This is a genomic window from Halobacillus sp. H74 (assembly GCF_052246715.1).
GTDB classification, from domain to species: Bacteria; Bacillota; Bacilli; order Bacillales; family Halobacillaceae; genus Halobacillus; species Halobacillus litoralis_A.
This window is the reverse complement of record NZ_JBQQCI010000004.1, coordinates 154627-167088: the sequence shown is the minus strand read 5'-3', so window position 1 is coordinate 167088 and position 12462 is coordinate 154627. Positions and strand designations below refer to the sequence as shown.

Genomic DNA, 12462 nt, shown 5'->3' with positions numbered 1-12462 from the left:
AATTATTTTTCTGCTTCGATGGCATCAAGCATTTCCTGACTGCCTTCAACTTTCTTGAATTCTTCGTAAACTTTTTCAGTTTTCTCTAAGAATTTCTCTTTATCTTCTTCATCAAATTCAGAAATCTCAATCCCTGATTCTTCTAAAGTCTCCATATACTTCTCTTCATCTGAAGAAGCAAGCTCCCATTGCCACTCATTGACTTCAGAAGCTACCTCATCAACTGTCTTTTGTAAATCTTCAGGAAGTTTCTTATAGAAGTTGTCACTGATTAATAAAACATACCCCATATATCCATGGCCACTTAAAGTTAGATAATCCTGAACTTCGTAGAACTTTTTACTAACAATGTTCGATAGTGGATTTTCTTGACCATCAACCGTCTTCGTCTGAAGAGCTGTATAAAGTTCAGAAAAATCGATGGAAACACCGCCAGCGTTAAGGGCCTGGAATTGAGAGATTAATAACGGACTCTGAGAAGCCCGCATTTTTAATCCGTCAAGATCTTCAGGAGATTCAACTGGATGGGAAGAGTTTGTGAAATGCTTGAAACCTCCATCCCAATACCCAAGAGCACGCAATCCCTGTTCACTTAATTTCTCATTTAAAATATCTCCTAGTTCCCCATGCATGGAGTTATAAGCAACATCTTTATCCGGAAATAAATAAGGCAAATCAAAGATTTCAAACTGTTTCACAAAAGATGGAAGTACCCCTGTGAATGGCGCATTCATCTGGATTGAACCCGACTGCATTTGTTCTGTAATTTCCCGGTCTGCTCCCAGCTGAGAGTCTGGATAGATCTCAACTTTGATTTGACCGTCCGTTCTTTCCTCAATCAACTCACCAAACTTCTCTGCTGCTTGTCCTTTTGCTGTAGAAGAACTTACCACGTGAGCGAATTTGATGGTGTACTGTTCATCGCTCCCATTACTACCTCCGTCTTCACTTGAAGCAGGTGATTGACTACAGCCGACAACCAACATGAAAACAGCACATAAAGATACCAAAAATAAGAATCTGGATTTTACCATTTCATTCATTCCCCCTTTTATTAAAGCGCTTTCAATTGAATTGCTATGTTTTTTATTGTAGGTTAAATGAATTTGATTGTCTTATTAGATTCGGAAATGAATTCTTAATTTTGGAAAAACTGTTCGGACAAAAGAGGTTAAATCTTTGAAACCCTTGCTATGAAAGTGTTTCAAAGGTTCCCATCAAACTAGTATAAATCCTACTTTTATAAAAAAAGTTAAATCAGAGGAAGGGATCAAAATAATTCAAGTACCTCAATAATTTTCCCCCTGTGCTTTCCGAATTAGAATCGTGGAGTAACTGGAAATTCAATCTAGAATCTTTCTAAACCTAAAAGTGGCCAGTAAAAAAAGGCGGCTCTTAAAGTGAAAATCACGATACTCCCTATCAAAAAAGTATCACGACTGCTGTAATAACCATCGCATAAGAGGGCGGTAGATGTATAAAGGATCCAGGAGTTCTTGACGGTTTCTAGATAGAAACGGTTTTAGGTAGTCTGAATGTCTGAAACAATATATTTGAAGTTGAATATTTAAGGTTTATCTATATTTGTCCTAAGTATGAGAAGGGTTTTAAAATTAGGCTCAAAAAAGCCGAAGACTTCGGTCAGGATATTTTAAACATTTTAAAATCCAGTACTGTAAATTAATGAGTTGTTTTAAAAGACCTCTCAGACTACGAAATCAACTAGGAGAAAGTGACTCTCACACCCCCACCTTTTCTGGTAAAAGGGTCACGGTCAGTCGTTTCATAAAATAAAAGCGCCTGCGACATATTGTCACAGGCGCTTTTACATTAAAATATACCCAGCCTTTTCTTCGTTCTTATTCGTTCAGGAGGAGCTGTGTAAACCATTTCCCCCTCTAACACTACATGGGCGTTCTCCATATAGCGATACATGACTCCAGCTCCGTATTTTTTACTGATCTTATTATAAGCTTCCTTCATGTAGAATTGATGTTTTTTTGTGGCAGAAGCATTAGAAGCCACCAGATGAGCCAAGTTATATTCGATCATCTGATAAGCTAACTTTTGGGGTTCTCTTCCATACTTACCGACAAGGCTTCCAGCGGTTATTTGAGTAATAGCGCCATTTTTGACGAAGTGATAGAGTAACTCGGGTTGCTGTTGGAGGATGCGGTTTCGTTCTGGATGGACAATAACCGGTTTGTAACCATCTAATTGAATATCGTAAAGGACTTGCTTCGCATAGTGTGGAACTTCATGTTGCGGAAACCCAATATAAATGTATCCACTATTTTGGTTCATTGGAAGAATATCACCAGAGTCGATAGCTTCAGATAGTTCACCGTGCATTCGGACTTCTTGGCCAGGTAGAACCTTCAATTCAATTCCTTCCTGGTACAATGTATCATTCAATTGAGCACACTGTTCTAAGATCGCCTGACTTTTATTATCATACCTCGAATTTAAATGGTGAGGTGCCGCGACAATCGTATCAATTCCTTGCTGAACAGCTGCTTCAGCCATTTTCAAACTCTCTTCCTTGTCCCTTGGACCATCATCCATCCCGGGGAGTATGTGACAATTAAGATCGATCATATCTTCCACCTCTTTTAAATGATTTATAAGTAAATAAATGTCCATTCTTCTAAAAAAAGTTCTTTAAAATGAACGCGCTAATAAAAAAGGAATTCTTCTCCAATAAAGGACCCAATAAAATCTGACCTCCCAGGAACTAATGATTTTTTGCTCGTAGCCTGACTCATTACTAATTCTTCATGAAAAACGCAAGCAGTTAAATAACTTCAACTTGTTCTTAATAATGAATGATTAAACTGATTATAAGACTTTCTCTATTATTTATAAATCGTCAAAAAATCCAATAGAGTTCTTAATATAGAATCACCCCTTATAATTACTCACTCATTCTCTTCTTTTCGCATATTTTGTTCTTTTTAATGAACATTGACTTCTGAGAAAATTACAATAAAAAAGAGTCAAAACCGGGATACCACTTTTGATTCTTTCTCATGGATTTACTAAAGGTTCATCAGAATTATCATTTTCGTCATCCACTATATTTTTCAGAGGGTATCACAGGATTTCGCAAGACTCAGATATAGAAAATAATGATTTCTTTCTTCGATTTGGAAATGTCCACGTCCCAAATCATCCCTTCAATTGTAGTTTCATTTCCAGAAGAGCTAACAGTCAGTGGGAGAAAAAAGAAAACAACAATGGGGTCAGTGGCATCGACACTAAAAAACAGAGCGCCCGAGATATTCTCCGGACGCTCTGTTACTTATTATCATTTGAATTAATCAGATTTGAATACGTTAATCATCTGCTCGCGCTTTCCGAATTAGAAGTGTGGATTATCTGGACATTAATTCTAGAATCTTTCTAAACCTAAAAGGGGCCAATAAAAAAAGGCGGCCCCTAAAGTAAAAATCACGGTTAATACTGTAATAATACTTCCTATCAAAAACATATCACGACTGCTGTAATAACCGATCGCATAAGTAGTCATACTTCCTACCGATTGGGATGGAATGAAATAAGACGTACTACTTGCAACAACACAGATCATGCCTAACCATACTGGGTTGAAATCGGTTCCTGCAGCGAATGTTAATGCTACTGGCATCAGAGATGCTACCATGGCTGTGAAATTTGTGAAAATAATTCTTATGACAATAAACAAACTCATAAGGATGAAAGGCAGGAAGAGAGTAGATATATGCTGCAAGTTATCTTCGACTAAAGATGTAATCCATATAATAGCTCCGCTTTCCTGCAGAGAGAAGGCAATCGTAAATCCAGCTGCAAAAATGAACGGAACGCCCCAATTAACATCAATTTTAGCTTCTTTCCAACTGATAACATTAACCCCCGGGATAAACAAGAAGATGGATACCAGAACTGCAGTCATAGAAATAGGCAGACCATTCCAATCTTTTGTTATCCATAAAAACAGTAATATTCCATACAGAATAATCAGTTTGATTTCTTGGTGCGAAATGGCTCCTAACTTTTTTCTTTCCTCTACTATGTAGGGGACAATCCCCTTTAAATTTTTCTTCTTTAACGGAAATAAAACCAACACCAGCAACCAAAAAGAACCAAGCAACAGCAATGTAATTGGCGTCATTAAAACCATCCATTTTATATAGGACCATTCATAACCTAGAATGGAATCAAATAAGCCCACGGCGTAAATAGACCCACCTGCCCCGGTCATAATACTGATAGTGGAAAGGTAAGGCACGAACGTAATAATGAGTATTACAGCCTTTGAAAAATTGTCCTCCATTTCTTCCTTGAATGTTTCAATCAGGCTAAGCCCAATAGGGAGCAGAACAGCGAGCCTTCCCATTGCATTGGGGATAATAAAAGTCAATAAGAATGCCAGTAAAATCAGGTTCAAATAGATCCATTTAATTTTTCCATGGGAAAGTGACAACATAAAGAAGGACAATCGTTTATCAAGATTTGTTTTCTTTACAGCAGCTGCCATGATCAGCATAGAAATGATCAGCCATATCATTTGGTTTCCTAAACTGCTTGCAGATTCTTCAAAAGTAATAATGTTAAATAGCGGATAGGCAACGATGACGATCAAACTGGTCACTGTGGCCGGGATGAGTTCTGTCAGCCATAATAGGATTGCAAAAAATAGAATGGCAAGTGTCAACTCCCCCTCAGACTCTAATCCATTTATCCATTCATAGGGAGTATAATATAATACCAATATCCCGATAAGACTCCCACATATTAAAAAAAGTTTAACCCCATATCCACTCATAATCTGCCACCTCATTTAACTAATAAGACTTAATTTAAATTAGCATGATAAAAGACCTTGATTTATATAAATCAAGGTCATTATCACTAAATACTAAATTATTAAACGAGCACTTTTTTAGTTGCGCACAGTTCTACAATATCCTTAATAGAACTTACATTATCAAGGTTATCCAAGTTTTCTATGAGTTTTTGACTATTTTCTTTTCCTATAATAGGTGAAACCAGTTTATTAAACTTATGATTCAGATGATCATTAGTCATTGGGTTTTTAATACTTCCTGTTGCATGTTCAATATTCACGGTATGGGTTTCTCCGCTTTTTAAAATCAAAGTTGCCACAGCTTTATCTTCTTCCATAGTTTCATCTACTGTTGGATTGATTTTACTTCTGAAATCTATGACATCTTGTCTATTCACTACTTCATCTTTATATTGATTTTCCCCAGCATCTCCTTCTAAAAATCCGATGGTTGCTGAATGATAAATGCTGAATTTCCCTTCCAATCCGGTCTTCGGCGTCGGCTTCCCAGTAAGTTCCAATACATATGGGTTAACAGTAATCTTAATTTCTTTCACTTCTTCTGGTTTCGCATATTCTTTCAGCTTTATACAAGCGTCAATGGAAGGATGCAGGACAATACCGCAAGCGTAAGGCTTAAAGGCATTCTTCTGCAATTCCCATTGATAGCCCCAATTTTCATTTACACGTGATAGGTCATGTTCTGGTGCCAACACAGCTGCAAATCCTCTTTTCGCTTCGATAGCTTGAGTCGAACTGGTAAAACCTTTTTCGGCTAACAAAGTAGCTAATAACCCATTTTGTGCTGCTTTACCTGGATGAAAAGGCTTGGTCATAGTGCCGAACATTTCCCTCAGACCACTGGCCTGGGTAGCAGCGATTCCAATGGCATAGGTCATTTTTTCCTCCTCCAGGTTTAAGAGAAGTCCTGCGGCCACAGCTGCACCAATTACACCAGCAGTACTTGTTATATGCCATCCCAAATCATAATGGCTTGGATACACCGCATTACTAAGGCGTAATTCTGTTTCACAACCTAGCGTAAATGCTCTGATCAATTCTTTTGTATCCAAATCAAGGTGCTCCCCTAGAGCGAAAACAACAGGAGCAACGGGGCCACTGGGGTGATGAATCGTATCTAAGTGTGTGTCATCAAAATCAAAAATATGTGATGACATACCATTAGTAAGAGTAGCCAGTAATAAATCCACTTTTTCTTCTCGACCTAGTATGGATACCTGCTCACCAGACTGTAAATCTTTTTTCAATTCTAACACCATTTCAACGGAGGGGTGATAAGCTGCCCCTATGGTCACGCCGGCCCAATTCTTAATGCTTTTCTTCGCATGCTCTATCACTTCATCAGGGATGTCTTCATATTTAGTATTCAAGATATTTTTCACGAGTGTTTGTGTTGTCATGGGAACTCTCCTCTTATTCTTATTTTGTAATATCCATTTTCTTTAAAGCCAGATGGTAAGATTTTCTCACATGGGATTTGATTACCGCCTCCGCTAACTCTGGATCCCAACTTTCCATAGCGTCTACGATCATTCTGTGCTCTTTCAAGTTTTCAGGCGGCCGGTCTTTATTGGATAATGAGGTGACCATGACCAAGCTGATATGAGATTGAAGCGTATTTAAAATATTGATTAAATAGAGGTTCTCAGATGCCTGGGCGATCTCCATATGAAAACTGCTATTTATGGTAGAGAGGGAATGAATATCGTTTTTTTCCACTGCTTTTTCAGCTTCTGTCAAAATGCCATTCAATTTCTTTACTGCACTTTCATTTCTTTTTTGTGCTATTAACCTGGCTCCTAGACCCTCTAGTACTTCCCGTACCTGGTATAAATCTTCAATTCTTTGTTTGGTCATGGATATGACTTTAACGCCTCGATGAGGCTTAGATTCCACAAGTCCATATTTCTCCAATCTCCGCAAAGCTTCCCTTACCGGTGTTCGGCTCACTTGAAGTTTATTCACTATCTCAGATTCAGTTAATGTTTGGCCGGATTCGTACTCGCCGGATTTTATACCCTCATAGATATATTGAAAAACCCTATCTGTTTTGACCTCTTTTTCGTTCTCCACTTTCATCCCACCTAAGACTTAGAATCCGATTTCCTAAAACGTTGAATAATAGGTACGATCAACGTTGCAAGAGATATCACTAATAGAGTAACTGTAATTGGCTGCTGTAAAAAGAAGGTGAAATCCCCCTCGCTTACAGTTATTGCTCTTCTGAAATTCGTTTCCATCATATAACCTAGTACTAGGGCCAACACCATCGGGGTTGTTGGAACATCAGCTTTTCTCAACCCATATCCTAAAATTCCGAATATAATCATTACCCAGACAGGAAACATGGAATTGCTGAATGAGTATGCCCCTAGAATACATATCCCTAAAACAAAAACAGCTAGTACTTTTTTAGGAATCAGGACGACTTTAGCCCATAATCGGACCCCGCCCAATCCCACGGCCAACATAATGGGGACTCCTACAAATAATGCGGCAAAAATGGAGTAAGGGATCTCAGGATTTTTAGTAAATAACATCGGACCAGGTTGGACTCCTTGGATGGTTAGAGCTCCGATTATAATGGCAGCACTAGCTGATCCGGGGATTCCTAAAGCGAGTAACGGAGCAAACGCCCCTGATACCGCCGCATTATTTGCTCCTTCAGAAGCAGCGACACCCTCAGCATTTCCTGCTCCAAAACTTTCTTTTGTCTTCGATACTCTCCTTGCCTCATTATAACTGACAAATGAAGCGATTGTGGTTCCTGCTCCAGGAATAACCCCTATAAAATAGCCGATCAGAGGAGAACGGATGAGAGTGAGTTTCATATTTTTGAAGACTCCGACCGATGCTCCCAATCCGGTTACCCCTTTTGATTTCGGTGGTTTACTTTTTGCATCTTCCAGCATATAAAACACTTCAGAAAGGGCAAATAAACCAATCAAAGCCGGTAGAAAAGGGACCCCTTCCATTAACCCGTTAGTAAATACGAACCTCGGCGTCCCCATAACAGGATCCAATCCAATCGTAACGATTAAGAGTCCGATCAGCATACTTAACATTCCCTTTAGCAAAGAACCCTGACTTAAGGAACTAACCAAACTGAGCCCAAAAACCGCTAAGGCAAAGTACTCCGTCGGACCAAACTGTAAAGCGAATTTAGCCATCGGTATTGCTGTAAACACTAGTAGAACTGAACTCACCATAGCGCCTATGGCTGAAGCGACAATCGAAACAGTCAGTGCTTTTCCAGCCTCTCCTTTTTTCGTTAACTCATAGCCATCGAAAGCCGTAGCTGCTGCAGCAGGAGTTCCGGGAGCATTCAGTAGAATGGCAGTGATTCCCCCGCCATACTCAGCAGCCATGTATAAGGATACAATGATGATCATTGCCATTACAGGTTCCATCGTAAAAGTAAAGGGAATAATTAATGCTATTCCTATACTGGGAGTCAAACCTGGCATAGAACCTATAAAATAACCTATCGCAATTCCGATAAGAAGACCAAGAAAGTGCGATAATTGAAAAACGTGGCCGAAACCTGAAATTAATCCTTCCAACACGATTTTTCACTCCTCTACGGTAAAGGGACGCCCAGTAAATTCCCGAATACCCCAAATGCAAATAATTCAAAAACCACTGTTACTAGTACAATTCTTTTCCAATTCCTTTCACTAGCCAAAAAAAGCAGAATCGGAAAATAGATGGCGGCTGAGATATAAAAACCTAAGTAAGGTATTGTAAGGCCAAAAAGTAAAATGCCCCCGATAAACATAAGAATACTTTTAAAGCGATTGATTTTTATCTCATCATCACTCTTTTTATTCAAGAAAGACTTAATAGTGATAGCTAGAGAAAAGAGAATGATTAAAATTGAGATAACTTTGGGAAAAGCAGCCGGTCCAATATTTACCTCATTTAATGGTGCCGGTAAATTTCCTGCAGATAGTAGGAACCAGAGGGCAAATAAAATGGATAGGACTGCTAGTATGATATTAGCTTTTTTACTATTCATCACATGTTTCCCCTTTTTCACCAAGGGGGAGAGCCCCCCCTGTTATTTATTGAATGCCGAGCTTTTCAAGCCAATCCTTATTTACTTCCATTTGTTTATCAATGAATTCACTAAATTCTTTATGATCCATATCTCCATATTCCTTCTGGGCGTCCTTCATGTAATTTTCAAATTCCTCTGTATGCATACCTTCCAGAAAGGCATCACTTAGTTTTTTGAGGACTTCATCAGGTACATCTGCGTTTGTATATATTCCTCTAAATTGGGCCCATTCGACATCAATAGGGACACCAGCTTCTTCATAAGTAGGAACATCAGGCATGGACTCTAATCTTTTGTCATTAAAGACCCCCAAAACCCTCAATTCTCCAGATTCAACATATTGTTTTACTTTTCCAGGATTTGAATTTGCAACATCGATATGATTTCCCAATAATGCAGTTACTGCATCACTTGTACTTTCATAATTTGTCCAAACCCCTTCTACTCCCGCTGAATCCGCAAAAATATTCCAAGCCACATTGTGTCCTGAACCAACTGCGCCATATCCCCCGACTTTCAGCTCGCCAGGATTTTCCTTCATATAACTTCTTAATTCTTCCAAGGTTTTAAATTCACTCTCCGCATTAACAGCAAGAATGTATGGGTCCAGTTGCACCCGCGTCACGAAGGAAAAATCTTCTGGTCCGTATTGTTCTTTTAAATTACTGTTCCATGCACCTACATGTGTAGGAGTGATGGAAGCAAGGGTGTATCCATCTGAACCTCCTGATTGGAGTGCAGCCATTTGAGCAGCACCACTCCCACCTTTTTTATTTTCCACAATGATCGACTGCCCTAAAATCGGTTCTGTTACTTCTGCTAATTTGCGAACCATCGTATCGGTAGGTCCTCCCGGGCTGGTATGTACAATGATAGTAATATCTTTAGAAGGAAAATCATCTGCATCGCCCCCTCCACTCCCGCCTGCAGAACTTTTGGAAGAACAAGCTGAAGCAAAGACAACTACTAACGACAAGGATAAAACAAACATGAAGCGCTTACAAAAAACCATTTTTTAATCCCTCCGTTTCTTTGTGTTAGGTAACATTGTATACGATTCGTTTTAATTTTTCAACAATTCAGAACAAAATAACTTTTTAAAATACTTAAAATGCTGATAAATAAATGTTTTTATTGAAAAATTTACAGATGTATTTTCATATTCATTTTAGATTGTATACAATTTAACCCGTTTAGTATCTGTGATACCAACAAAAAGATAAAAGCAATTATCATTATTTGCGTATAAATAATATTTCGGAATGTCCTCAAAAAGCGGAAGAATTCGGTCAGGATATTTTAAACATTTTAAAAAACAGTGCTGTAAAATAACTGGATATTTATATAACAAAAAACGCCTGGCTCCCATCACGCTAAATTACTAGCGTGATGGGAGCCAGGCATCGTCACCAAAAAACAGAGCGCCAGAAATATTCTTCGGACGCTCTGTTACTTATACCCATATCAATCAATGTATCGCCTTGCACCAGAAAATTCACTAGAATAATAGTCTGATTCAAATACGTCGATAACCTCAACAGTGCTTGCCGAATTAGGTGCGTGGATCATCTCACCGTTTCCGATATACATCCCGACATGGTGGACAGATCCTTCTCCTTCATCATACGCGAAGAACAACAGGTCGCCTTTCTGCAAATCTTCTTTTGCTACAGGAGTCCCGTTCTCCGCTTGCACAGAGGAATCTCTAGGAATCGTTATGCCATGCGCTTTGTGGATGGTATGGGTGAATCCGGAACAGTCGAAACCGAAACCGGAAGCCCCTGCCCATAGATACGGCAGACCCAAGAATTGTTTTGCTGTTTCTTCGAGGTCTTCTCCGTCCGGTGCAGGTATATCTTCCTTATCTTTGTAAATGGATACGTCTTCACTGTTCATCCATTTCATTCCGTCGCTAGGAGTAGCAACGAGAATCATCTCTCCTGTCTGAGCTACAACAGGAAGGCGTGTATTGAAACTGATTTCCTTGAATTCTTCCCTCTTGCTCCTGTGGTCATAGAGATCAGCTGTCGGTGCTGTGACAAGCGCGAAAGGTTTGCGCTCTTTCAGTACACTGTAAAGTTTTTCATCAGTGAGTTGGTTCTTCGGCATCCAGGCCGGATAGCCGAGTTCATTTTTCGGTGTCGGCTGACCTTCGACAGCGACTTTCACCCAGTCCCCTTCTTCTTCGAGTACCGTCACTTTCTGTCCGTAAAGGGCTTGAGTCTGCAATTCACCGACAAGCCATTTTTTCTCGTCGACCGTCATGCTTTCCGTCCATGCCCACATGTCGACGGGGTTACCTAAAGACGGGGCGTCCAATTCCCTCGCTTGATCCGGTTCACTCCACAACGTAGCAACAGAAACATCGACATACATTTCCTTATCATCCGCATGTACAGTAGATCCAAAAGCAATACTCAGCAGCATAACTAATGCGATCAGCCAATATTTTTTCATCATTCATACCCCTCCATTAAAGATTAATAGAAACCAAGTCCAGGCAAATCAGTTACCGTCACTTCCCTTCCTTCGTAACTCATCCCCCCTTTCAATCCTTCATCTCTCATCCATAACGGCGCATCAAGGTCATAGATTTTAATATTCGGATGAGCCATAGCCAGGTGAACAGCCGCTGTACCGGAAACGGCCGACTCCATCATACTTCCGATCATGCAGGGGATGCCTGCTGTTTCACAGATATCAGCGATCTGCCCGGCTCTTCTCAGTCCTCCCGCTTTCATCAGTTTGATGTTCACGTAATCGACGCATTCCATCTCAACCAACCGAAGGACTTCACCCGGAGAAAAGACGCTCTCATCTGCCATAATCGGCAAATGGACATGGTCCCGCACATATTTCAGTGCTTTCAGATCATGGGCGGGCACGGGCTGTTCGATGAATTCAACATTGATGTCCTCTTTTTCAAGTCGATTAATAAAATGGACCGCCTGTTTCCCGTTCCATCCCTGATTGGCATCAAGGCGCAGACGGACGTTGTCTCCCACCGCTTCTTTCACTTTCAGAAGACGCTGGAAGTCCTCCTTTTCCTCATGACCGACCTTCAATTTAAGGACATCGAACCCTTCTTCCACTCTTGCCACTGCTTCATCCTGCATTGTGGCCGGATCATTGATGCTGACGGTCATATCTGTTTCCAAAACTTTTCTCTCCCCGCCGAGCAATCGATAGATAGGGAGGCCGCACTGTTTGCCAAAAGCATCATGGATCGCTATATCGACTGCCGCTTTGGCATTTGAATTATTGATGCAGCTTTTTTCCAATTTCAAAAGAAGATCATTCCGTTTATTCATGTCCTCGTATAGAAGAGCGTCCTTTATCGGTCCCTCGACTGCCGCTATCATGCCATCGAGGGAATCACCAGTAACCTGAAGCGTCGCTGTTGCAGAACCAAATCCTTCTGTGCCATCTTCTGTTTGCAAATGGACATCCATGACTTCGATCGTTTCCACCGTGCGGACAGCGGTTTTGAAAGGTCTTTTGAGGGAGACGGTTCTCTTTTCACAAACAATATCGGTAATTTTCATTTTCCTTCCCC

At 40.1% G+C, this 12462-nt stretch carries 10 protein-coding genes; all 10 read right to left on the bottom strand.

The window, feature by feature from the left end:
• Positions 1-2: 2 nt before the first annotated feature.
• Positions 3-1034, bottom strand: a complete 1032-nt coding sequence (locus ACTWPX_RS10130) for a TRAP transporter substrate-binding protein (RefSeq protein WP_443119658.1) — start codon at positions 1032-1034, stop codon at positions 3-5.
• A 796-nt stretch (positions 1035-1830) separates the two neighbouring features.
• The gene (locus ACTWPX_RS10125; RefSeq protein WP_443119657.1) at positions 1831-2598 is read right to left on the bottom strand and encodes a tyrosine-protein phosphatase; all 768 of its coding nucleotides are present in this window, start codon (positions 2596-2598) and stop codon (positions 1831-1833) included.
• Between the two features lie 793 nt (positions 2599-3391).
• Positions 3392-4804: an SLC13 family permease gene (locus tag ACTWPX_RS10120; protein ID WP_443119656.1), complete on the bottom strand. Its 1413-nt coding sequence runs from the start codon at positions 4802-4804 to the stop codon at positions 3392-3394.
• Positions 4805-4905: 101 nt separating this feature from the next.
• Complete coding sequence (locus tag ACTWPX_RS10115) at positions 4906-6246, bottom strand: MmgE/PrpD family protein (RefSeq protein WP_443119655.1); 1341 nt, start codon at positions 6244-6246, stop codon at positions 4906-4908.
• A 19-nt stretch (positions 6247-6265) separates the two neighbouring features.
• Positions 6266-6919 (bottom strand): GntR family transcriptional regulator, encoded by a 654-nt coding sequence (locus ACTWPX_RS10110; RefSeq protein ID WP_443119654.1) that lies wholly within the window; start codon positions 6917-6919, stop codon positions 6266-6268.
• Between the two features lie 11 nt (positions 6920-6930).
• Positions 6931-8412 carry a tripartite tricarboxylate transporter permease gene (locus tag ACTWPX_RS10105; RefSeq protein WP_443119653.1) on the bottom strand — a complete coding sequence of 494 codons (1482 nt, stop codon included), beginning with the start codon at positions 8410-8412 and terminating at the stop codon, positions 6931-6933.
• A 14-nt stretch (positions 8413-8426) separates the two neighbouring features.
• Entirely contained in the window at positions 8427-8864 is a 438-nt protein-coding gene (locus ACTWPX_RS10100; RefSeq protein ID WP_443119652.1) for a tripartite tricarboxylate transporter TctB family protein, read from the bottom strand.
• Positions 8865-8910: 46 nt separating this feature from the next.
• Positions 8911-9918: a tripartite tricarboxylate transporter substrate binding protein gene (locus ACTWPX_RS10095; protein ID WP_443119651.1), complete on the bottom strand. Its 1008-nt coding sequence runs from the start codon at positions 9916-9918 to the stop codon at positions 8911-8913.
• A gap of 452 nt (positions 9919-10370) precedes the next feature.
• Entirely contained in the window at positions 10371-11363 is a 993-nt protein-coding gene (locus ACTWPX_RS10090) for a C40 family peptidase (RefSeq protein WP_443119989.1), read from the bottom strand.
• Between the two features lie 23 nt (positions 11364-11386).
• Positions 11387-12451, bottom strand: coding sequence for a dipeptide epimerase (locus ACTWPX_RS10085; protein WP_443119650.1), 1065 nt, complete (start codon positions 12449-12451; stop codon positions 11387-11389).
• Positions 12452-12462 lie beyond the last annotated feature (11 nt).

Coding starts and splice junctions, on each gene's coding strand:
- ACTWPX_RS10130 (WP_443119658.1), bottom strand. CDS start 1,034: ATGGTAAAATCCAGATTCTTATTTTTGGTATCTTTATGTGCTGTTTTC.
- ACTWPX_RS10090 (WP_443119989.1), bottom strand. CDS start 11,363: ATGAAAAAATATTGGCTGATCGCATTAGTTATGCTGCTGAGTATTGCT.
- ACTWPX_RS10095 (WP_443119651.1), bottom strand. CDS start 9,918: ATGGTTTTTTGTAAGCGCTTCATGTTTGTTTTATCCTTGTCGTTAGTA.
- ACTWPX_RS10085 (WP_443119650.1), bottom strand. CDS start 12,451: ATGAAAATTACCGATATTGTTTGTGAAAAGAGAACCGTCTCCCTCAAA.
- ACTWPX_RS10115 (WP_443119655.1), bottom strand. CDS start 6,246: ATGACAACACAAACACTCGTGAAAAATATCTTGAATACTAAATATGAA.
- ACTWPX_RS10125 (WP_443119657.1), bottom strand. CDS start 2,598: ATGATCGATCTTAATTGTCACATACTCCCCGGGATGGATGATGGTCCA.
- ACTWPX_RS10120 (WP_443119656.1), bottom strand. CDS start 4,804: ATGAGTGGATATGGGGTTAAACTTTTTTTAATATGTGGGAGTCTTATC.
- ACTWPX_RS10100 (WP_443119652.1), bottom strand. CDS start 8,864: ATGAATAGTAAAAAAGCTAATATCATACTAGCAGTCCTATCCATTTTA.